Here is a 21,344-nt window from a genome sequence, read left to right on the forward strand (position 1 = left end):
GTCCTCACGTCTCCGTGCGGTACATCAGGTCCGTCTCGTACGTGGTGAAGCCGAGCCGTTCGTAGACCGAGACGGCCGCCTTGTTGTCGGCGTCGACGTAGAGCATCGCGGTCGGCAGGCCCTGCGCGGCGAGGTGGCGCAGGCCGATCGTCGTGAGCGCCTTGCCGAGGCCGCCGCCCTGGGTGCCGGGGCGGACGCCGAGGACGTACACCTCGCCGAGCTGCTCCGCCGCGTGCACCTTGGTCCAGTGGAAGCCGACCAGTTCGCCGTCCCGGAAGGCCAGGAAGAACCCCTCGGGGTCGAACCAGGACTGGGCCTTGCGGTCGTCGAGGTCGCGCTGGGTCAGGGAGCCCTGCTCGGGGTGGTGGGCGAACGCGGCCGCGTTCACCGCGAGCCAGGCGGTGTCGTCCTCGCCGGGCACGAAGGCGCGGACCGTGACGTCCGCCGGGAGCACCGGGTCGGGCAGCTCAAGCCCGGTCAGAGGGCGCCGCATCTGCCGTAGCTCACGGAAGAGGGTCAGGCCCAGGACCTGGGCGAGATGGCGGGCGGCGCTGTGGCCGCCGTGAGCCCACACCCGCAGCCGCTTGCCGGAGGCGGCGAGCAGCGCCGAGCCCAGGGCGCGGCCGTGGCCGTGGCCGCGGTGCGAGGGGTGGACGACCAGCTCCGCGGCCGGCGCCTCCACCGGGTCGGTGTCCTCCAGCTGGGCGTAGCCGGCCAGTTCGTCGCCGACGTGCAGGAGCAGGTGGGACACGCCCTCGCGGGCCCCGCCCCGCAGCTGCAGCCGGCCCTGCTCGGACACCGCTTGCTGCCCGTCTTGGTGCGCGGCCTCGGCGAGGAGCCCGAGAACCGCCTCGGTCTGGTCCGGCGAGAGCGCCGAAAGGGTCTCGATGGAGCGGGAGATGCCGGGGCGTGCGATGTCGTCGCTGGTCATGGCTACGAGGGTAAGGGGAGGTACGGGCAAAGCGGCGGCAAAGAAGCAACCAGGATGTAACCACGAAACCCCTGTCGCGCTACGCGCGTTGACCCTAGGCTGCGCCGGAACGGGGCCACTTCCTCACCAGCCAGTACAAGCCCAGGGGGGCGCATGCCAGCCACATCCCAGCCGCACCGGTCGGACACGGTGCGCCGCCGACGTCGTACGTACCGTCTGGTCGCCGCGGCCGCCGGTCTCGCCACCGTCGGTGCCCTCGCCGCCGCGCTGCCCGCGGGCGCGCACGACAGCAAGCACGGCAAGCCGCTGCCGAGCCGCTACCAGGACGTCCAGCTGCTGTCCTTCAACGACCTGCACGGCAACCTGGAGCCGCCGTCGGGCTCCTCCGGCCGGGTCACCGAGCTCCAGGCGGACGGGACGACGAAGACGATCGACGCGGGGGGTGTCGAGTACCTCGCGACCCATCTGCGCGAGGCGCGCAAGGGGAACCCGTACTCCATCACCGCGGCGGGCGGTGACATGGTCGGTGCCTCGCCGCTGATCTCGGGACTCTTCCACGACGAGCCCACCATCGAGGCGCTGAACAAGCTCGACCTCGATGTGACGAGCGTCGGCAACCACGAGTTCGACGAGGGCGCGAAGGAACTGGCCCGGCTGCAGAACGGCGGCTGCCACCCGACGGCCGGCTGTTACACGGACAAGGAGTTCGAGGGTGCCGACTTCCCGTACCTGGCGGCCAACGTCCTGGACGAGAAGACCGGCAGGCCGATCCTCAAGCCCTACTGGGTGTGGAAGAAGAAGGGCGTCAAGGTCGGCTTCATCGGCGTCACCCTGGAGGACACCCCGGGTGTCGTCTCCGCGGAGGGCGTCAAGGGCCTGAAGTTCAAGGACGAGGTCGAGACGATCAACAAGTACGCCCGCGTGCTCCAGAAGCAGGGCGTGAAGTCGATCGTGGCCCTCATCCACGAGGGCGGCCAGCCCGCCTCGGGCTCGTACAACTACAACTGCGACTCCCCGGGCGCCGGTGACGGCATCTCCGGCCCGATCGTCGACATCGCCAAGAACATCTCGCCGTCCGTGGACGCGCTGGTCACCGGCCACACCCACGCGGCGTACGTCTGCACGATCCCCGACCCGTCGGGCAAGCCCCGCATGGTCACCTCGGCCGCGTCCTTCGGCCGTCTCTACACGGACACCACGCTGACGTACGACCGCTTCACCGGCGACATCGCCCGTACGGCCGTGAAGTCGGCGAACCACGTGGTCACCCGGACCGTCGCCAAGGCGCCCGACATGACCCAGTTGATCAGCAGGTGGAACACCCTCGCGGCGCCCATCGGCAACCGCGCGATCGGCTACATCTCCGCCGACGTCCCGAGCACCGGCACCGAGTCCCCGATGGGCGACCTGATCGCCGACGCGCAGCTCGCGTACGGCAGGAAGCTCGATCCCGGGACCGACCTCGCGCTGATGAACCCGGGCGGGGTCCGGGCCGGCCTGACCTACGCGGCCAAGGGGACCGAAGGGGACGGGGTGGTGACGTACGCCGAGGGCTTCACCGTGCAGCCGTTCTCCAACACCGTGAACCTCCAGGACTTCACCGGGGCCCAGCTGATCAAGGTGCTCCAGGAGCAGGTGAGCGGGTCGAACGCGGCCTCGCCGAAGATCCTGCAGCCGTCGGCGAACCTCACCTACACGCTGGACCTGACGAAGTCCGGCGCGGAGCGGATCGTCCTCGGCTCCGTGAAGCTGAACGGCACGGCCGTCGACCCGGCGGCCACCTACCGCGTCGCGACCAACAGCTTCCTCGCGGGCGGCGGCGACGGCTTCACCACGCTGGGCCAGGGCACGAACGACCTCGTGGGCGGCGACGACCTCGCCGCGCTCGTGGACTACCTGACGGCCAACTCGTCGGCGGGCAGCCCGATCGCGCCGCCGGCCGCGAACCGGATCACGGTCGTTCAGTAGATCGTGAGCTGAGTCGCACGGGCCCGGAGCGGATTGCGGGTGGGGGGCGTTCGCGTGATCGGACGGATCGAGGCGTTCCTCCCACCACGTACCCACGCATCCCCGCCCCGTATGGCGTTCCGTACGAACCGTACGAAACACCTCCGGCCCCGCCGACCACCCACCGCCGCACCTGGCGGAGGCGTCGGCGGGGCCGTTTCACAGGCCTGCCGTTCGCGCTGAAGACGGTCGCCTCGATGCTGGTGCCGACAGCCTTCCTCACGCTCGCCGACCGCCGGGCCGTCCTGTACGCCGAGCACAGGGCCGCGGACAGCCTCAAGGACCGGCTGCGACTGACCGCGGCGCCCGAGGTGGAGATCGACGGCTCCCGCTTCCTGCCCCAACTCGTGCGCGGGCGACTGGACTCGGTGAAGGTGACTGTCCCGGACGTGGCCGCCGACCGGGTCACGCGGGCCGCGGTGTCGGCCACCGCCCATGACATACGGCTCCTCGGCGACGGGCCGACCTCCGTGCGCGGGGCGCGAGTTACCCGGCTCGACGGCGACGTCCTGCTCTCCTTCGCCGACATGAACCGTGAACTCGGCGCGTCCCAGGTGACGTTCAGGGGAGGCGGCCGTGACCGGGTGGCGGTGTGCGGCACGCTCCCGGTCGCCGGGCACGAGCTGCGGCTGCGGGCCGAGGTGCGCGTGGCGCCCGACGGGGAGCGGGGCGTCGACACGCAGATCGGCGGGATGCGCCTGGAGATCGGGGACCTGGCGACCTACCGGCCGGGCAGCCGCGCCTCGGAGGGCCTCCACCTGACGCCCGGGGCCGCCGCGGCCCTGGCCCGACAGACACGCAGGGCCCGGGCCGTGCTGGCGGTCCCGTCCGTGGCGTGGGCGCTGGGCGTGCCCGATGTCACCGTGCGCGAGGGCGCAGCGCTCCGACACCGCGCTGTCCCGTCTGACCGGCCGCCCGGAGTTCGTACGGCAGGCCATGCGCCTGAACCTCCTCGACGTCGCCCTGGCCCACCCCGGACTCCTGGACCGCCTGGGCCTGGACCCGGCGCCGCTCGACGCCCTCTCGCACCTGACCCGCCCGGTCCTCTCCGACCGCTTCTCCCCCGGGTTCCGGCTGTCCGAGCCGCCGAGCGGCGCACTGCGCCTGCGGGACGTGCGCGCGGTGCAGGACGGCATCCGGGTGCGTGTCGAGGGCTCCCGACTGGCGGTCGGTCCGTAGATGTCCGCCCTTAAATTCTGTGTCAGCCTTTCAATTCTCAGACGATGCACATCCAGTCTTATTGAGATCTAAGGCCAAAAGGCTTTTTCGGCGGCAGGAATGCCGTAATGTTTTCCATGTCGAAAGCGAACGACGCAAACGCAAAGGAGAGCAAGATGATCTTCCACAAGGTCGCCCCGGTGAAGAAGACCCGCAAGCCCGCTCCGGCCCCCAAGAAGGCCCAGCCGAAGAAGCACACGCCGAAGCGCCGCCCGGTCGGCCACAAGTAAGTCCCCCCCCCTAAAACCCCACTGACAGAAGGATATGACCATGAGCTTCCACAAGATCGTCCCCGTCAAGAAGGCCCCCAAGCCCGCTCCGGCCCCGAAGAAGAAGCCCGCGAAGAAGCACGCGCCGAAGCGTCGCCCGATCGCCCACAAGGGCTGACACAGAATTCACTGAAGTAAATCAAATTCATTCATAAGTAATTGCAGCAGATCGGTAGAGGAACTGTTGCAGAACCAGGACATTGAAGGGTTCAGACATGAGCTTCCACAAGATCGCCCCCGTCAGGAAGAACGGCAAGCCGCTGGGTCCGAAGCCGAAGGGTGCCCCGAAGGGTGCTCCCAAGGGCAAGGCGCCGAAGAAGCCCCCGGCCAGGCGTCCGGTCGGCCACAAGGCCTGAGGCACGCCGCGAGGCGGGGCCACCGGTCAGCGAGTGCATCTCGCGCCGGGGCCCCGCCTCGGCCCTGCCCACCGAGCACATGAGGAGGTGCCGACGATGAGGGAAGTCCGCGAGGCCTTCCACCGTTTCTGGCCGCTGACCCGCGGCGACCGCAAGTGGCTTGCGGCGATCACCGCGTGCGTGGTGGTGTCCGCGCTCGCCGAGACCGCCGCGATCCTGCTGTTCGCCGAACTCACCGACACCGCCCTGAAGGCCGGTTCCCTCTCGGCGTTCTGGGGCCCGGCCGGCGCCTGGCTCGCCGTGGCCGTGCTCGGCGCGCTCGTCGGCTACTTCGGCAACTCGCTCGCGACCTGGACCGCGGAGAGATTCGTGCTGCGGCTGCGCGCGAAGGTCTTCCGGCACATCCAGGACCTGCCCCCGCACTTCTTCCAGAAGCACCGCCAGGGCGACCTGGTCGAACGCCTCACCGGTGACGTCGAGGCCATCGAGCAGATGGTCGTCTCGGGCGTCGTCGGCACGGTCGCCGCCACCTTCTCCGCCGTCTTCTACTCCGCCGCCGCCCTGTACCTGCGCTGGGACCTGGCCCTCGCCACCTTCGTCCTCGCGCCCCTGTTCCTGGTCGCCGCCCGCCGCTTCTCCGGCCGGATCAAGCAGGCCTCGCAGGACGAGCGGGTCGCGGACGGCGCGATCACCTCCGTCGTGCAGGAGTCGCTCGGCAACGTCGTGCTGACCCAGGCGTACAACCGCCGCCGCGACGAGGAGAAGCGCCTCGACCGTGAGGCCCGCGCCTGGATGAAGGCGTCGGTGCGCGGGGCCCGGCTGAGCGAAATGTACGAGCAGTTCGTCGAGGTCGTGGAGACGCTCTGCGTGCTCGCCGTGATCGGCCTGGGCGTCTGGGAGATCTCCGCCGACCGCATGACCCTCGGTCAACTGCTCGCCTTCGCCGCCTTCATCGGCTACCTGTACCCGCCGGTCCGCAACCTCGGCCAGCTGGGGCTGACCCTCACGGCCGCCACCGCCGGCGCCCAGCGCCTGAACGAGATCCTGGACGCGAAACCGTCGGTCGGCGACCCGGCCGAACCCGTCCCCGCCTGGCCGGTCCACGGCTGGGTCGGCTTCCACGGCGTGCACTTCCGCTATCCCGACGCCCCCAGGGACTCCCTCACCGACGTCTCCTTCACGGCCGCCCCGGGCGGGCTGGTGATCATCACGGGCCCGAGCGGCGCCGGCAAGTCCACCCTGTCCAAGCTCCTCACCCGCTTCTACGACCCCTCCGCGGGCGTGATCACCCTGGACGGTGTCCCGCTCACACAGCTGGGCCTGGAGTTCCTGCGCGAGCAGATCGCCCTGCTTCCGCAGGAGACGCTGATCCTCAACGGAACGATCCGCGAGAACATCGGGACGGGCCGGCCGGGCGCGAGTGACGAGGAGATCGAGCAGGCGGCCCGCGCGGCCGCGGCCCACGACTTCATCTCCTCGCTCCCCGAGGGCTACGACACCGAGATCGCCCCCGGCACGGCCACCCTGTCCGGCGGCCAGCTCAAGCGGATCACCATCGCCCGCGCGATGCTCCGGGCCGCACCCGTCCTCATCCTCGACGAACCCACCGCCGGCCTCGACTCGGTCGCAGCGCGCCAGGTCGTACAGCCCCTGCGCCGCCTGGTGTCCGGCCGTACGACCATCATGATCACCCACGATCTGAGCCTGGCCCCGGACGCGGACCGGATCCTGGTGGTGGACGGCGGACGACTGGTGGAAGCGGGCACCCACGCGGAACTGGTGGCCCGCCGGGGCGCCTACACCCGTCTGCTGGGCCCGCTCCCGGAGGACACGATGATCCTGCGGAAGCTGCCCGACGACACGATGACCCTGCGCCGCTGAACCGACTCCGCCCGTCAGCCCCGCTTGGGCCCCGTGATCGCCTCACCGATCACAAAGCCCTTGGCGGGGCCTTCGGCGATCGTGACGTCGGTGCCGTAGGGGACACGGTGAATGTCCTCCCAGTCGGCCTTCTCGGGGCGGGGGCCGGTGAAGAGGGTGACGGCGCCCTGACCGTCGTAGTCGTCGACGAGGACGTACACGGGGATGCCGGCGCGGGCGTACTCGCGGCGCTTCTTGAGGCGGTCACGGTCCTGGTTGCGCTTGCAGGGGGAGACGACTTCGACGACCACTGCTACTGCGGAGGCCTTGATGCCGAGACCCTCCTCGTCCTCGATCAGTTCGGAGTCTCGAGGAGCCACGAAGCCGTCCGGAATCCACGCCTTGCGCGAGTGGATCAGGTTGGTGTCGTTCCAGGCGCCGTGCTCGCTGTCCTTCAGGAAGATCGCAAGGGCGTCCCGGAGGCGGTTGACGATCTGGGCATGGGTGAAACGACCGGTCGGTGACACCTCGATGGCTCCCTCGATGATCTCAGCGCGGTAACCGTCGGGGAGTTCCATGGCCTTCCATGCCTGCCACAGGACGTCGTCCAGGTCGGGTCCGTTCAAGGATTCAGCCGGAGCTTCGGACATGGTCTCAGGCCTCTCACGCGCGAGAGTGGTCAAGGGGGCACCTCCTCCTCAAGTGTGGGCTGGGTGTGCTCGGGGCACAAGCAACGCGATCACCGTAGGCAGGGCTGTATGGCTGACCAGCGGAAACAACCCCAGTTCACCCGTTCGAGGCAGATTCACCCGGCACCCCCTCAGAACGGCTCCGCCGCCCCCACGATCCGCTTCGGCAGATACGGGGAGCTCACCCTGATCTCCCAGCCCCGCCGGCGCGCGTGGCAGCCGAGGGCCAGGATGTCGAGGCTGAGGGCGGCGTCGGGGTCGGAGGGGCGGTCGGCCACCGCGTAGTAGTCGCGGTGGGCCGTGAGCGCGTCCAGGAGAGCCAGGTTGAAGCTCTCCTCGTCGCCCTCGACGAACTGGGAGAAGAGCACCGCGGGCGGCGGCGGCAACCCCTGGTCGCGGGCCTTCCCGGCGTCCCGCAGGGCCTGGTCAGTGGCGGGCCCGGGGTCCTCGCCGCGCAGATAGGCGTGCAGGGCCCGCCGGTAGGAGGCGGACACGGAGCGGTCCGGGCCGACCCGCTCCGGCCCCGCCAGGACCAGCGGCGCCAGATGCTCCCGCCGGCCCGTGATCAGCGCGAGGTGCACCGCCCGGTGCCAGGCCTCCGGCCCGGCGTCCTCGTCCCGGCAGGCGGGGTACGTGAGCGTCCTGCCGTCGATGGTCACCGGCACCTCGGTGCCGGGCTCCGCCAGCGTCGTACGGAACAGCGCGGCCCCCAGCTCCGCGGCCAGCCGCAGGTTCGCCGACTGGGCGTCGCTCGCGTCGGGCGCGTGCGAGGCCCGGGTGCGGAAGAGGAGCTCCTGATAGGTGACGGCGTAGGCCAGCTCGAAGGTGGTGAGCGACTTGCCCGGCACCGGGGTGACGGCGTCGCGGGTGTACCGCTCGAACTGCTCCTCGCTGTCCGGGTCCAGGGGGCGCGGCTCCAGGGCCCGCCCGAACTCGACCACTCCCGCGGCGAGTTCGGCCACCGCGTCCGGGCGGCGGTCCTGGCCGTAGGGCCCCACCCGCGGCGGGGTGGCCTTGAACCCGGTGACCAGCGCGTCCGGCAGGTAGTCGCTGTCGACGGCCGGCGGCCAGCCCTCGTCGCGGTACGCCAGAGCCGTCAGGGCGATCGGCAGGAGGGGCAGGAGAGTGCCCGGACGGGCTCCCGGTCCAGGGGTGCCGGTCAGCGGCTTCAGCAGGCGGACGACCGCCTCGCCGAACCCCTCCCGGTCGCCCGCGGTCAGCGCGCGCAGCGCCTTCAGCCCGATGCCGTACGGCTGGTCGGCGAGCCGCTCACCGGTCTCCTTCTCCAGCGCCCGGACCCGGTCGAGCGCCGCGTCGAGCGCGGTGAGCTTCTGTTCGCGGGAGGGCGGGTAGTCGGCGTCGTCGTCGCCGGTGTCGCCGATGACGTACGCCATGAAGCCGTTGATCAGTTCGGCGTCGGGGCGTCCGGAGCGGCCCTGCTGGGGCGCCTCGCGCGCGAAGTGGAAGGCCTCGCCGTGCCATTGGGTCTTCTCGACGAGGATCGCCAGGCAGAAGGCGTCCAGCCACTTGGCGGCCGTGACCGGCTCCGGGGTGCCGCCGGGCTCGCGGTCGTACACCAGGCCCCAGTCGGGATAGGTGAGGAAGACCTCGAAGTGGTCGCGCGGGAAGTACGCCGCGTACGCCACCGCGCCGGCGGCCGCCTCGGCGGCGTCCTCCAGGACCGCCTTCGCCTCGGGGGAGTGGAGGTCGGGGGTCTCCACCGAGAGCGCGCCGAGGTACTCGACGAACTCCTGGGCGATCAGCCACCACTCCCACGCCGTCACCGGGCCGGCCTTGGACATGGAGTGGACCTGCGAACCGATCCTGTTCGCGAAGTCCTTCCGCACCGCCGAAACGGCCGCCTCGCCGACCCGATGCCTCTCGATACGCATCACTGTTCCGCTCCCCCGTCAGTCCTGCTCGATCCGGAAATCCAGCCTAGATCGAGGCACTGACAGAGGAGCCGGGCAGATCAGGCCGCGCTCGGCGTCCAGTCGCCCAGCCAGTCCGCGATCTCCTGCCCGGCGGCCTGGGCGTCGGTCAGCTGCGGCCGCTCGGAGGAGGCCGCACCCGAGCCCGCGCCGGTGTTCTTGTACTCCGCGAACCGGTCGTCCTTCCAGGAGAAGCCGCTCATGTCGGTCCACGGCGCGGACTTGATCGCGGCGCTCAACGACGTGTTGCGGACGGTGGTCTGCGGGTCGAGGGTCGCGTCGCCGCCGGCGTGCCAGGGGCGGCCCAGGTAGAAGCTCGCGGAGGAGACGTCCCCGTTGACCGTCGAGTTGGCGATGAGGATGCCCTTGCGGTTGGCGGCGGTGCTGGGCGCGGTGACGTAGCCGGCCGAGGTGCCGTTCCAGCGCTTCTTCAGCGTGATGACGGACTTGTCGATCACGGCGGTGGCCCGGCCGAAGATGAAGTCCACGTTGCCGACGACGTAGGAGTTCTTCATGTAGACGCGGCCCAGCTTCTCCTTGGCCGCGGTGTCCACGAGGAGGGTGTCCTGGTCGCCGCTGACGATGACCCCGTCGAGGAACACCTTGTCGGCGGCGGTGCGCAGAGCGACGGCCTGGCCCGCGATGTCCTGGTGGGCGGCCTCGTCGAAGTCGTTGGAGACCGTCAGGTTGCGGGCCTGGAAGTCGTCGGCCTCCACGGCGACGGTGGCGCTGCCGCCGGTGCCGTACGTGCCCGAGCCGTCGGGCTTGGGCGTGCCGGACGCGTTGTTGTAGACGATCACCGTGTCACCGCGGCTGGAACCCGTGCCCTGGATGGTCACGTGCGGCTTGTTGGACGGCACCTTGACCAGTTCGCGGTACGTCCCCGGCTTCACGGAGATCACCACCCGCGAGGAGTTGCCCGCCGGAACGGCGTTCACCGCGGCCTGCACGGTCGAGTACTGGCCGCTGCCGTCCTTGGCGACGGTGAGCGTCGTGGCGGCCGCCTTGGTGGTGGCGGTCGTCGTCGTACCGAGGGAACCGCGCGGCCCGGCACCGGACTTGAGCAGCGCGGGCACGTCGGCCGTCCTGTCGAGCGTGTAGGCGTAGTACGTCTTCGGATCGAAGGCGGTCCCCCCGCTCTCGTTCCTGCCGCTCGTGGCCACGAAGGTGTTGCCCTTCTGCACGATGCTCGCGGTGCTGTCCTTGATGACGGGGTTCTTGAAGCCCTGGAACCAGGAGTTCTCCAGGACCATCCTGGTCGCGCCGCGCGAGTAGTTGCCGTAGGAGGAGTTGATGTCCGTCCCGGCCACGTCCTCCAGGAAGTTGTTGTAGAGGTGCGCGTGGGCCGCGTTGTCGGTGGACGGGTTGCGCTGCTCGGTCTCCCGCACCCAGTTGTGGTGGATGGTGATGTCGGTGACGACGTTGTCCGTCCAGCCGATGCCGAACGCCTTGTTGTCCTGGCTGAGTTTGTTCCAGGAGACCGTTACGTAGGTGCTGTCCTTGCGGACGTCGATGAGTCCGTCGGCCATGTGCCGCAGGTCGTTGTGGTCGATCCACACATGGTGGGCGCCGTCCATCTGGATGGCGTCGAAGTCGTGTTCCTTGTCGTTCCAGACGCCTTGGTAGGCGTCCCGGATGGTCAGGTTCCGGATGATGACGTTGTGCACGCCGGCCCCCAGGAAGAAGCCGCCGCCGACGATCTGCCCGAAGGTCCCGGACCCGATGATGGTCTTGTCGCTCTGGACCTTGATCTCCTTCCCGACCGGGTCCATGGTGATCGTCGCGGCGACGACGATGACGTACGGCTCGCTCGCCGTCGCGTACTTCTCCAGGTCGGCGAGCGTCTTCACGGTGACGAGCCGGCCGTCCCGGCCGCCATAAGTCCCGTTCTGGCCGAGCGCGTTGACGGAGGCGAAGCCGTCCGCGGTGGCGGTGGCCCAGGAGGGGGCGGCGGTGGTGGCGGCGGAGGCCGCGGGCTGGGAGCCGGGCAGGAAGCCGTGGGCGAGCCCTCCGGCGGCCGCCAGAACGAGCGGAACACCGAGGGCGAGAGCGGTGGTTCGGGGTCGGCGATGCTGGGCCATGGGGGGAATCCGTTCCGTGCGGGGGTAGGGACCGCAGAGCAGTCGCCGCCCCCGCACGGAAGGTTGCCGCCTGAATTCGCCTACTTGGCGCAGGACTTCGGGTCGAGGCTCTCCTGCCACTTGTCCTCACGGCCGTCGGGCTGACCGCTCGGCAGGAGCTTGTCGGAGATGCCGTCGATGTAGTAGCCGTACGAGTAGATCGTCTTCCAGCTCGCGTCCCGGCCACGCCAGGTGTGCGCGGTGACGTCCCCGTCGCCCTTGTTCCACTGGTAGTCCTCGACGTAGAACACCGGGTTCACGCGGACCACCCGCTGGTACGGCGTCCAGGTGGTCGCCACCTGGGTGCACGGCGGTATCGACTTCTCGCTGCGCCGCTCGAAGGACGAGGTCTTCTCCCAGCCCCACTCGTAGCCGGCGCTGCCGCCCAGGGTGCCGGAGAAGATGCTCTTGGCCAGCGAGAGGCTGATGCTGGCGCCGACGCTCTTCTTGGCGAAGGTCTTGGTGCTGTACCCGCTGACGAAGGTCACCTTGTCCTCGGTCGTGCCGTGGTTGCCGGTCCACTCGGAGGTGCGGACGGGCTCGCCCTTCACGGACCAGGTCGAGGCCTGCGCGTACCCGCACCAGCCGCGGAACAGCTCCCACGGCCCGGCGGGCACCCACAGCCCGACGACGTCCCGCAGGTACTCGTCCTGCGTCTTGAACTCGCCGGTGTCGACGTTGAGCGCGCCGTAGACGCCGGTCAGGCTGGACTCCTGGCCGCACAGCCGGTCCAGCATGACGTCGGTGTTCCCCGGGTCCACGCCCCGGATGTTCTGGGCCCCGCCGGGACCGGCGGCCTGCGCGGCCCCGGCCCCGGCCAGCAGGCCGGTGACGGCGAGGGCCGCGGACGCGGCGGCGAGGGCGCTCTTCTTCAGAGTCGATGTACGAAACAAACGCATGGGGGGTTCTTCACTCCTGAGTGCTGAGGACAGATGCGTGGGGCACCTGTTCGACGACTCAGGAAGCTGGCAGAGAACCCGTGAGTAGGGTCGAGAACGCGTGAAGGTTGACAGGACATCGACAGCTTGGCGTTCACTGAACGGCGGCGGCGGGAGCCTCCGGTGGCGGAGTCGGCGCCCCCGGCAGTCGTACGGTCGCGATGGTGCCGCCGCCCTCGGCGCGGTCGAGGGTGACCTCGCCGCCGGACTGCTGGACCGTACGGGCCACGATGGACAGACCGAGGCCGGAACCGGGCAGCGCGCGGGCGCTGGGGGAGCGCCAGAAGCGGTCGAAGACGTACGGGAGTTCCTCGGCGGGGATGCCGGGGCCGTGGTCCCGGACGGTCAGGACGCCCTGGGTGAGCTGGACGTCGATGATCCCGCCCTCGGGGCTGAACTTCACCGCGTTGTCCAGGACGTTGACCACCGCGCGCTCCAGAGCGGCCGGTTCCGCGCGGGTGTACCAGGGCTCCAGTGAGGCGTTGATGGTCAGCTCGGGTCCGCGCAGCCGTGCCCGGCGCAGGGCCGCCTCGACGGTGTCCTCCAGGGACACCACCTGCACCCGTTCCCCGCGCTGGCCCTCCGAGCGGGACAGCTCCTGCAAGTCGCCTATCAGGGCGGCCAGTTCGGTCATCTGCGCCTTCACCGAGGCGAGCAGTGCCTTGCGGTCGGCCTCGGGGAGGGGGCGGCCGGTCTCCTCGCTGCGGGTGAGGAGTTCGATGTTGGTGCGCAGGGAGGTGAGGGGGGTGCGCAGCTCGTGCCCGGCGTCGGCGATGAGCTGCTGCTGGAGCTCGCGGGAGCTGGCGAGGGAGCTCGTCATCGAGTTGAAGGACCGGGACAGCCGGGCGACCTCGTCCTCGGCGTCGTCCTCGACGGGGATGCGGATGCCGAGGTCCTCGGTCCTGGCCACGTGCTCGACGGCCTCGGTGAGCTTGTCGACGGGGCGCAGGCCCGCGCGGGCGACGAAGAGACCTGCGGCGCCTGCACCGAGGACTCCGATACCGGAGACGAGGAGGAGGATGAGGGCGAGGTCGTTGAGGGTGTCCTGGGTGCTCTTGAGGGAGACGGCCACGACGAGGCCCACGTTGGGTCCGGCTTCGCCGGTGGATGTGCGGGTAGGGCCCAGCGGCCGGGTCAGGATGCGGACATCGGTTCCGTCGCCGGTGCTCCCGTTCCGATAGTAGATCTTGCGGGTGTCCCCGTGCTTGATCTCGTCCTTGTCGGCCTGGGTCACCTTCACCGCTGCCACGGAGTCCTGGAGGATGCAGACGGTCCCGTTCTCTTGGACCAGCTGGGAGTAGTTGCGGAAGACCCCGCTGCCGTACGGGGTCTCGGTGCAGTTGTTGAGGGCGTCCTGGAGCTGGCCCGGCATTCTCATCGAAGCCTTGGTGAGGTCGTCGTCGACCTGGTCGTACAACTTCCCCTGCACGATGAACCAGCACGTCACCGAAACCGCCGCCACCGCGAACGCCACCGCCGCCGCCACCAGCAGCGCCAGCCGCGACCGGATCGGCAGGGAGCGGTACCGCCGTACGAGCCTCCTCACTCCGCGCCACCCTGCCGCAGCACGTACCCCACGCCCCGCACCGTGTGCACGAGCCGCGGCTCACCGCCCGCCTCGGTCTTGCGGCGCAGGTACATGACGTAGACGTCCAGGGAGTTGGAGGAGGGCTCGAAGTCGAAGCCCCACACCGCCTTCAGGATCTGCTCACGCGTCAGCACCTGCCGCGGGTGGGCCATGAACATCTCCAGCAGGGTGAACTCCGTCCGGGTCAGCTCCACCGGCCGCCCCGCCCGGGTGACCTCACGCGTCGCGAGGTCCATCCGCAGGTCGGCGAAGGTGAGCGCCTCGTCGTCGTCGGCGGCCGCCGCCCCGGCCGCCGCCGCGTAGGAGCTGCGCCGCAGCAGCGCACGGACCCGGGCGAACAGCTCGTCCAGCTCGAACGGCTTGACCAGGTAGTCGTCGGCGCCCGCGTCGAGCCCGGTGACCCGGTCGCCGACCGTGTCGCGGGCCGTCAGCATCAGGATCGGGGTCGTGTCGCCCGCGCCGCGGATGCGCCGGGCGGCCGTGAGCCCGTCCATGCGGGGCATCTGGATGTCGAGGACGACCAGGTCGGGCCGGTACGCCGTCGCCTTGTCGAGGGCGTCGGCGCCGTCCACGGCGACCTCGGTGTCGTAGCCCTCGAAGGCGAGGCTGCGCTGGAGTGCTTCGCGCACCGCCGGCTCGTCGTCGACGATCAGGATGCGCTGGGGGTCACGGTCGCCTTCGGCGGGGCTCATGGCTGGGGATTCCTCGGGTGCGGTGGGAAGGACACGGGACTGAGGGTGGTCAACGCTTTCAGCCTCGCACGGTTCCCTGCTGGCGCTGAAGGACGTGCTCTGGCGGACTCAGCCGCGTGCGGCGCTGCGACGGCGGCTGCGGGCGGCGCTCACCCCGCGGCGGGCCACCGCCGGGGACGCCACCTCGGGCGCCCGGGGGACCGGGGCGTGCAATGCGTACGCCACATCGAGGGCCAGGGCGATCCCGGCCGGGTCGGTCCCGGCCACCGTGTGCGAAACCTGCTTGATCATGACGTACTCCTCGCGAGGGTCAGGAGGTCAGTTGTCGGCGCCGCCGGCCCGCAGCGTGGCCAGGTCGGACTTGACGGTGTTGATCGGGATGGAGAAACCGAGACCCGCGCTTCCGGCCGTGGACGAGTCCGAAGTGGCCGAGTACATCGCCGAGTTGATGCCGATGATGTTGCCGTTCATGTCGATCAGCGCGCCGCCGGAGTTGCCCGGGTTCAAGGACGCGTCCGTCTGGATCGCCTTGTACGTCGTCGTCGAGGAGCCGGTGTCGCCGTTGAACTGCCGGCCGCCGAACTCGAACGGCCACTGGTCGTTGCCGCCGCCCTGGCCCTGGCTCTGGCCCTCGTCGGTCGCGACGGTCACGTCCCGGTTGAGGGCGGAGACGATGCCGCTGGTCACGGTGCCGGTCAGGCCCTCGGGGGAGCCGATCGCCACGACCTGGTCGCCGACCTGGACGCCGTCGGAGTTGCCGAGGGTGGCCCTGGCCAGGCCGGAGGCGTTCTCCAGCTTGATGAGTGCGAGGTCCTTCTTGCTGTCGGTGCCGACGACCTTCGCCGTGTAGGACTTGCCGTCGCTGGTGCTCACCTTGATGGTGGAGGCGCCGGAGACGACGTGGTTGTTGGTGATGATCTCGCCGTCACTGGTGATGATCACGCCGGAGCCGGTGGACTCCCCGGCGTTCGAGGCGGCGTTGATCTCGACGATGCTCGGGCTGACCGCCTTGGCGACCCCGGCGACCGTGCCCTTGGCGGAGGACGGCACCACGTTGGTGCTGGTGCTGCTGGAGGCGACCGTGTCGTTGCCGGTCAGCTCCTGGATGCCGTAGGCGGTGCCGCCTCCTATCGCCGCGGCGACGATCGCGACGGCGGCGAGGAGGGCGAGGGGGCCGCGGGTGCGCCGCTTCGGAGCGGGGGCGGGTGCTCCGGGGGCTGCGGGCGAGGTGAGGAGAGCGGTTCCGCCGCCGTTGCCGTCGCCGCCGTAGGAGCCGGCGCCGCCGGAGGCGAAGGCGGCGGGCTGCGGGGGTGCCAGGGGCGGCTGGGCCGGCGGGGGCGGCCACTCGGGGTTCACGGGCGACGAAGCGTGCTGCTGCTGGGCGCCCTGGTGGGGGTTCTCGTACTGCTCGTACTCGCCGTCGCGGCGGAAGCTCTCGGTCATGACAAAAAGCTTGTCCCGCGACCATGAGAGCTTCCTGAGTGCTCGCTGAGAAGCCCGGCAGAACCTCGTATGCCCGATATAAAGCCGCCGCTGGCCTCCGGCCAGATGCTCTCAGACGGTCTTCAGGAACTCACTCGCAGCCGCAGGAGCGCCGCACGACCAGCTTCGACGGGAACACCTTCAGCCGCTCCCGCCGGGATCCCGCGACCCGCAGCCCGTCGTCGAGCACCAGATCCACCGCGGCCCGGGCCATCGCCGACCGGTCCGAGGCCATGGTCGTCATCGGCGGATCGGCGAGCGCGGCTTCCTTGATGTCGTCGAACCCGATGACCGCCAGTTCCCCCGGCACGTCGATGCGCAGCTCGCGCGCGGCCCGCAGCAGGCCGATCGCCTGGTCGTCGGTGGAGCAGAAGATGGCGGGCGGGCGCCGCGGCCCGGCGAGGATCTCGAGCGCCACCTTGTACGCGTCGTAGCGGTTGTACGGCGCTTCGAAGAGCCGTCCCTCGGTGGGGAGCCCGGCCTCCTCCATGGCTCGCCGCCAGCCCTCGACGTGATCGGAGACCGGGTCGCCGACGGAGGGGGTGTCGGCCGTACCGCCCATACAGGCGACGTAGGGGTAGCCATGGCCCAGCAGGTGCTCGACGGCGGTCTTGGCGCCGGAGAGGTCGTCGAGGACGACGGCGACGTCGTCGATCGCCTCGGGCCGCTCGTGCAGCAGCACGACCCGGGCGTCCCACGCGTCGATCTCGGCGGCGGCGTTGTCGTTCAGCGCGTGCGAGACCAGGATCAGCCCGGAGACCCGCATGCCGAGGAACGCCCGCAGGTAGTGGACCTCGCGTTCGCCGATGTAGTCGGAGTTCCCGACGAGCACCATCTTGCCGCGCTCGGACGCGGCCTGTTCGACCGCGTGCGCCATCTCCGCGAAGAACGGCTGGCGGGCGTCCGGCACGATCAGGCCTATGAGATCGGTGCGCCGGGACGCCATCGCCTGGGCGACCCGGTCGGGCCGGTACCCCAGCTCCTTGATCGCGGCGAGGACACGCTCGCGCGTGGCCGGGGCGACCGGCCGGGGTCCGTTGTTGATGACATAGCTGACTACGGCGGTGGACGTTCCCGCCAACCGCGCCACGTCATCCCTGGTTACCTTGGCCACGCGCGGAGTCTACGCGGATAAACCCGCTCTGGGCAGGGCGTGAAGGACGTGCCTGTACTCCCGCCGAGCGGCATGCGGGAGTACATCGGTACCGAAGCCATGCCCATGCGCGGGGCCCGCTACGCCTCTACGTCCTCGAGGGTGACGCTCTCGTCCACATCCTCCGTCTTTGCCCGGTCCGCCTTGGCCTTCGCCTCGTCGGTGACCCGCTCGCCCTTCTCGGGCGTAACGAATCGATAACCGACGTTCCGGACGGTCCCGATCAGCGACTCGTGCTCGGGGCCGAGCTTCGCGCGCAGCCGTCGTACGTGCACGTCGACCGTTCGGGTGCCGCCGAAGTAGTCGTAGCCCCAGACCTCCTGGAGCAGCTGCGCGCGCGTGAAGACGCGGCCCGGGTGCTGGGCGAGGTACTTCAGGAGCTCGAACTCCTTGAAGGTGAGGTCGAGGACCCGGCCCTTGAGCTTCGCGGAGTAGGTCGCCTCGTCGACCGACAGGTCGCCGTTGCGGATCTCCATGGGGGAGTCGTCGCTGACGATCTGCTGCCGGCCCATGGCGAGACGCAGTCGCGCCTCGACCTCGGCCGGACCGGCGGTGTCGAGGAGCACGTCGTCGATGCCCCAGTCGGCGGTGACGGCTGCCAGGCCGCCCTCGGTCACGACGAGGATGAGCGGACAGCCGGGCCCGGTCGAGCGCAGCAACTGGCACAGGCTGCGGACCTGTGGCAGGTCACGGCGTCCGTCGATGAGGATGACGTCGGCGCCGGGGGTGTCGACGAGTGCGGGGCCTTCCGCCGGAGCCACGCGCACGTTGTGCAGAAGCAGGCCGAGGGCCGGAAGCACCTCCGTCGACGGCTGGAGGGCATTGGTCAGGAGCAGCAGAGAACTCATATGTCTGGTTCCTCCTCGGTCCCGCGAGGTCACGGCTTTCGTATACAGGGGTATCCGAAAGCACAAAAGGACCCGGGGGCTGCATTGCCCGAGTCCTCTTGCGACGAGAATAGCCCACATGAGCATTGATCCGGCAGGTCGTGTGGTGCGTTCCACCGCGAGTCCGCACTCTGAGACGCGCAGACCTGCACCTATACGGACGTTTCTGCACATCGACGACGGCGTGACGATCGATTCCGTATACGATCCGCCCTCCTTCGTATACGACGCCTCCCGGTCACCCACGCGTGACCTGGTGTTCGTGATCGCGCACGGTTTCACCGGCGATGTGGATCGCCCGCATGTTCGCCGGGTGGTGGAGGCGCTCACGCGGTACGGCGGCGTGGTCACGTTCTCCTTCCGCGGTCACGGAGCCTCCGGCGGGCGCTCGACGGTCGGCGACCGCGAGGTGCTGGATCTGGCGGCCGCGGTGGCGTGGGCCCGCGAACTCGGCCACGCGCGCGTGGCGACCGTCGGCTTCTCCATGGGCGGTTCGGTGGTGCTGCGGCACGCGGCGCTGTACCGGCGGGGGGCGGAAGGCCGCACGGACGCGCACCCGGACGCGGTGGTCTCGGTCAGCGCGCCGGCCCGCTGGTACTACCGCGGCACGGCCCCCATGCGCAGACTCCACTGGCTGGTGACCCGCCCCTCGGGCCGCCTGGTCAGCCGCTACGGATTCCGTACGCGCATCCACCACCGCGACTGGGACCCCGTCCCCCTCTCCCCGGTCGAGGCGGTCCCGAGGATCGCCCCCACCCCCTTGCTCATCGTCCACGGCGACCGCGACGGCTACTTCCCCCTCGACCACCCGCGGATGCTCGCCGAGGCCGCCGGCGACCACGGGGAGCTGTGGATCGAGCCCATGGGCCACGCCGAGCACGCGGTCGGCGACGAGCTGCTGGACCGTATCGGGGACTGGGCTGTCACAGCGGGCGGCTAGCCTGGCCCCGTACACCACCGATCGATTGAGGAAGCGGATGCCAAAGGTCACGGTGCGCTACTGGGCCGCCGCGAAGGCCGCGGCCGGGATCGCCGAGGAGCCGTTCGACGCGGCCACCCTCGCCGAGGCGCTGGACGCGGCGCGCGAGCGACACCCCGGTGAACTCGTGCGCGTCCTGCGGCGATGCTCGTTCCTCGTCGACGGTGACCCCGTGGGCACCCGCGGACATGAGACGGTACGGCTGGCCGACGGCGGCACGGTCGAGGTGCTCCCGCCGTTCGCAGGAGGGTGACGATGACGAACCAGCCGTACGAGGGCTACGACCCGTACCCGCAGCAGGGCTGGCCGGCCCAGCAGGAGTACGACGACCCGCAGGCCGCCCAGCAGCAGTACACCCAGCAGTGGCAGGGCCAGACCTGGGACACCCAGGTCCAGGCACCGGCCGCCGGGGCCGCGGAGACGGCGTATCTGCCCCAGCAGACGTACGACGCGGAGTCCCAGGGATACGGCGCGGGGCAGCAGGGAGCCGCCGCTCCCGGGCAGGGCCCCGGCGCGTACGGCTCCCCGGCCCCGTCGCCCGGCCCCTACGGCTCCGCTCCCTACGGTTCCGCGGCAGGGACTCCCGGTCCGGGCGCCTACGGGCCCGCGTCGGCCACCCCTCCCGGAGCCGGCCACCACGGCTCGGCGCCGGCGGCTCCCGCACCCCCCGCCCCCGGGTCCGCCTCCTCCTCCGACTACGGCCCCGCCACCCTCGCCGGCAACGCCCGCGTCACCGACGCCCAGCGTGCCCGGCTCGAAGGCCGGTCCCCGATCATCGAACCCGGCATCCAGCCCGCCGCGCTCACCGCGCTGCTCGGCCTGCTGCTCTCCGGTGCGGCGGCCGTCGGGTCGTACGCCCTCCTGGTGCCCCTCGTCCTCCTCCAGGCCGTCACCGCGGCCGGCTGGTTCCGGCTGAACGGCATGTGGCCCGCCCGGCAGGGCATCGCGCTGGCGTTCCTCGGCGCGCTGGTCGCGGACGCGGCCCTGCTGACGGCCGGCCGGGAGAACGCGCCCGCGGCGATCCTCGGCACCCTCGGCGTCTGGGTCCTGCTCAGCCTGGTCATGCAGCTCCGCTCGCACGCCGACCCCGACGAGCGGATGTACGGCCTGATGGCGACCGTCGCCTCGGCGGCCCTGGCGATCGTCGCCACCGGCCACCTCGCGGCGGACCCGGACGCGGTGACGGTCGGCGCGGCCGCGGTGGCCGTGGCGGTCCTGGCCCGCGCGCTGCCCCTGCCGACCCCGGCCTCCGTGGTCGTCTCCCTGCTCGCCGCGGCGGGCGCGGGCATCGCCGTCGGCGGGATGACGGGCCTCGGCGCGAAGGGCGCCCTGCTCGGCGCGGGCGCCGCGGTGTGCGCGCTGATCGGCCACCGGGTCGCGAGCTACGACTATCCGTCCCGCTTCGTGCACTTCACGGCCGGCGTGGCCCTGCCACTGGCCGCGGCGGCCCCGGCGGTGTACGTGCTGGGCCGGGCGATCGGCTAGACAGCCGGGTTTTTCAGCCCGCCCGGCGTTTGAGGGGGAGGCCGTTCAGGCCGATGGGGGTCCGGGGCGCAGCCCCGGTTGCGGGCAGCCAGTGCCGGGTCAGCTCCCGGGACGGTCACTGCCGTCGCTTCTTCCCGTCCAGCTCGTCCCACCACTCGTCGGACTTGGGGTCGCCGGAGGGGTCGTCCCACCACCGGTCGTCGGGTCCGCGCCGGTTGGCGACCATCGCGGCCACCGGCGGGATCACCATGGCGACCACGCACATCCCCACGGCCACCGGGATCGACCAGAGCCGCACGACGCCCCAGGCCAGGACGAAGAGGCCGATGCACGTGCCCATCATGGCGAAGTAGACATGCCGCCGTCGCGCCAACATACGTCCAGCGTAGGCCCGGAAAGGCCGGAGGGCCGTACCCCCAGGGGTACGGCCCTCCGGTGTCGGTCAGGTGCCTCAGACGGCGATCGCGACCTCGGCGAGGCCGCCCTGCTGGGCGACGACCGTGCGGTCGGCGGTGCCGCCCGGAACCAGGGCGCGGACGGTCCAGGTGCCCTCGGCCGCGTAGAAGCGGAACTGGCCCGTCGCGGAGGTCGGGACCTCCGCCGTGAACTCCCCGGTCGAGTCCAGGAGGCGGACGTAACCCACCACAGGCTCGCCGTCACGCGTCACCTGGCCCTGGATCGTGGTCTCACCGGGCTTGATCGTCGAGGCGTCCGGGCCGCCGGCCTTCGCTCCACACATGTCTTTCTCCAAAGAGGGGT

General features: G+C 70.7%; 20 protein-coding genes and 1 pseudogene. 8 read left to right on the plus strand and 13 right to left on the minus strand.

Annotated elements, in window-relative coordinates; translation table 11 throughout:
• Positions 1 to 4: 4 nt before the first annotated feature.
• On the minus strand, positions 5 to 931 hold the full coding sequence (gene mshD, locus D1369_RS21905; RefSeq protein WP_007383012.1) for a mycothiol synthase: 927 nt from the start codon (positions 929 to 931) through the stop codon (positions 5 to 7).
• A 153-nt stretch (positions 932 to 1,084) separates the two neighbouring features.
• Between mshD and D1369_RS21910 the strand changes: the two genes are divergently transcribed.
• From D1369_RS21910 to D1369_RS21920, 5 genes and pseudogenes are all read left to right on the plus strand, one after another.
• A complete protein-coding gene (locus D1369_RS21910; protein ID WP_007383011.1) occupies positions 1,085 to 2,899 on the plus strand; it encodes a bifunctional metallophosphatase/5'-nucleotidase in 1,815 nt (604 codons plus the stop codon).
• Positions 2,900 to 3,135: 236 nt separating this feature from the next.
• Positions 3,136 to 3,681 (plus strand): annotated as a pseudogene (locus D1369_RS44780) (DUF2993 domain-containing protein); the annotation flags it as partial.
• A gap of 112 nt (positions 3,682 to 3,793) precedes the next feature.
• On the plus strand, positions 3,794 to 4,117 hold the full coding sequence (locus D1369_RS44785) for a hypothetical protein (RefSeq protein WP_342364950.1): 324 nt from the start codon (positions 3,794 to 3,796) through the stop codon (positions 4,115 to 4,117).
• A gap of 523 nt (positions 4,118 to 4,640) precedes the next feature.
• Positions 4,641 to 4,781 (plus strand): hypothetical protein, encoded by a 141-nt coding sequence (locus D1369_RS43045; protein ID WP_162951030.1) that lies wholly within the window; start codon positions 4,641 to 4,643, stop codon positions 4,779 to 4,781.
• Positions 4,782 to 4,877: 96 nt separating this feature from the next.
• The gene (locus D1369_RS21920; protein WP_050789716.1) at positions 4,878 to 6,662 is read left to right on the plus strand and encodes an ABC transporter ATP-binding protein; all 1,785 of its coding nucleotides are present in this window, start codon (positions 4,878 to 4,880) and stop codon (positions 6,660 to 6,662) included.
• Positions 6,663 to 6,676: 14 nt separating this feature from the next.
• On the opposite strand, the gene D1369_RS21925 is transcribed toward D1369_RS21920, so the two are convergent.
• From D1369_RS21925 to D1369_RS21970, 10 genes are all read right to left on the minus strand, one after another.
• Positions 6,677 to 7,267 carry a Uma2 family endonuclease gene (locus tag D1369_RS21925; protein WP_342364920.1) on the minus strand — a complete coding sequence of 197 codons (591 nt, stop codon included), beginning with the start codon at positions 7,265 to 7,267 and terminating at the stop codon, positions 6,677 to 6,679.
• 194 nt (positions 7,268 to 7,461) lie between these two features.
• Positions 7,462 to 9,222: an immunity 49 family protein gene (locus D1369_RS21930; protein WP_037900634.1), complete on the minus strand. Its 1,761-nt coding sequence runs from the start codon at positions 9,220 to 9,222 to the stop codon at positions 7,462 to 7,464.
• Positions 9,223 to 9,302: 80 nt separating this feature from the next.
• The gene (locus D1369_RS21935; RefSeq protein ID WP_007383006.1) at positions 9,303 to 11,342 is read right to left on the minus strand and encodes a pectinesterase family protein; all 2,040 of its coding nucleotides are present in this window, start codon (positions 11,340 to 11,342) and stop codon (positions 9,303 to 9,305) included.
• An 80-nt stretch (positions 11,343 to 11,422) separates the two neighbouring features.
• A complete protein-coding gene (locus tag D1369_RS21940; RefSeq protein ID WP_007383005.1) occupies positions 11,423 to 12,280 on the minus strand; it encodes a hypothetical protein in 858 nt (285 codons plus the stop codon).
• A gap of 133 nt (positions 12,281 to 12,413) precedes the next feature.
• Complete coding sequence (locus D1369_RS21945; RefSeq protein WP_007383004.1) at positions 12,414 to 13,865, minus strand: HAMP domain-containing sensor histidine kinase; 1,452 nt, start codon at positions 13,863 to 13,865, stop codon at positions 12,414 to 12,416.
• On the minus strand, positions 13,862 to 14,599 hold the full coding sequence (locus D1369_RS21950) for a response regulator transcription factor (RefSeq protein WP_007383003.1): 738 nt from the start codon (positions 14,597 to 14,599) through the stop codon (positions 13,862 to 13,864). Before D1369_RS21950 ends, D1369_RS21945 begins: the two co-directional genes overlap by 4 nt.
• 108 nt (positions 14,600 to 14,707) lie before the next feature.
• Complete coding sequence (locus D1369_RS21955) at positions 14,708 to 14,890, minus strand: hypothetical protein (RefSeq protein WP_007383002.1); 183 nt, start codon at positions 14,888 to 14,890, stop codon at positions 14,708 to 14,710.
• A gap of 27 nt (positions 14,891 to 14,917) precedes the next feature.
• Complete coding sequence (locus D1369_RS21960) at positions 14,918 to 16,042, minus strand: trypsin-like peptidase domain-containing protein (RefSeq protein WP_007383001.1); 1,125 nt, start codon at positions 16,040 to 16,042, stop codon at positions 14,918 to 14,920.
• A gap of 130 nt (positions 16,043 to 16,172) precedes the next feature.
• Positions 16,173 to 17,195: a LacI family DNA-binding transcriptional regulator gene (locus tag D1369_RS21965; protein ID WP_007383000.1), complete on the minus strand. Its 1,023-nt coding sequence runs from the start codon at positions 17,193 to 17,195 to the stop codon at positions 16,173 to 16,175.
• 119 nt (positions 17,196 to 17,314) lie between these two features.
• On the minus strand, positions 17,315 to 18,082 hold the full coding sequence (locus tag D1369_RS21970) for a response regulator transcription factor (RefSeq protein ID WP_007382999.1): 768 nt from the start codon (positions 18,080 to 18,082) through the stop codon (positions 17,315 to 17,317).
• Between the two features lie 118 nt (positions 18,083 to 18,200).
• On the opposite strand from D1369_RS21970, the gene D1369_RS21975 reads away from it, so the two are divergent.
• The 3 genes from D1369_RS21975 to D1369_RS21985 are packed head-to-tail and all read left to right on the plus strand — an operon-like array spanning position 18,201 to position 20,585.
• A complete protein-coding gene (locus D1369_RS21975) occupies positions 18,201 to 19,061 on the plus strand; it encodes an alpha/beta fold hydrolase (protein ID WP_007382998.1) in 861 nt (286 codons plus the stop codon).
• 37 nt (positions 19,062 to 19,098) lie between these two features.
• A complete protein-coding gene (locus D1369_RS21980) occupies positions 19,099 to 19,353 on the plus strand; it encodes a MoaD/ThiS family protein (protein ID WP_007382997.1) in 255 nt (84 codons plus the stop codon).
• A gap of 2 nt (positions 19,354 to 19,355) precedes the next feature.
• A complete protein-coding gene (locus tag D1369_RS21985) occupies positions 19,356 to 20,585 on the plus strand; it encodes a hypothetical protein (protein WP_118082581.1) in 1,230 nt (409 codons plus the stop codon).
• A gap of 115 nt (positions 20,586 to 20,700) precedes the next feature.
• Here the strand turns inward: D1369_RS21985 and D1369_RS21990 are convergent, their stop codons facing one another.
• Together D1369_RS21990 and D1369_RS21995 are read right to left on the minus strand one after the other, a co-directional pair.
• Positions 20,701 to 20,961: a DUF3099 domain-containing protein gene (locus D1369_RS21990; RefSeq protein WP_031051809.1), complete on the minus strand. Its 261-nt coding sequence runs from the start codon at positions 20,959 to 20,961 to the stop codon at positions 20,701 to 20,703.
• A gap of 75 nt (positions 20,962 to 21,036) precedes the next feature.
• On the minus strand, positions 21,037 to 21,324 hold the full coding sequence (locus D1369_RS21995) for a DUF1416 domain-containing protein (protein ID WP_007382995.1): 288 nt from the start codon (positions 21,322 to 21,324) through the stop codon (positions 21,037 to 21,039).
• Between the last annotated feature and the right edge of the window lie 20 nt (positions 21,325 to 21,344).

The organism is Streptomyces sp. CC0208 (assembly GCF_003443735.1).
In the GTDB taxonomy this organism is placed as follows: Bacteria; Actinomycetota; Actinomycetes; order Streptomycetales; family Streptomycetaceae; genus Streptomyces; species Streptomyces sviceus.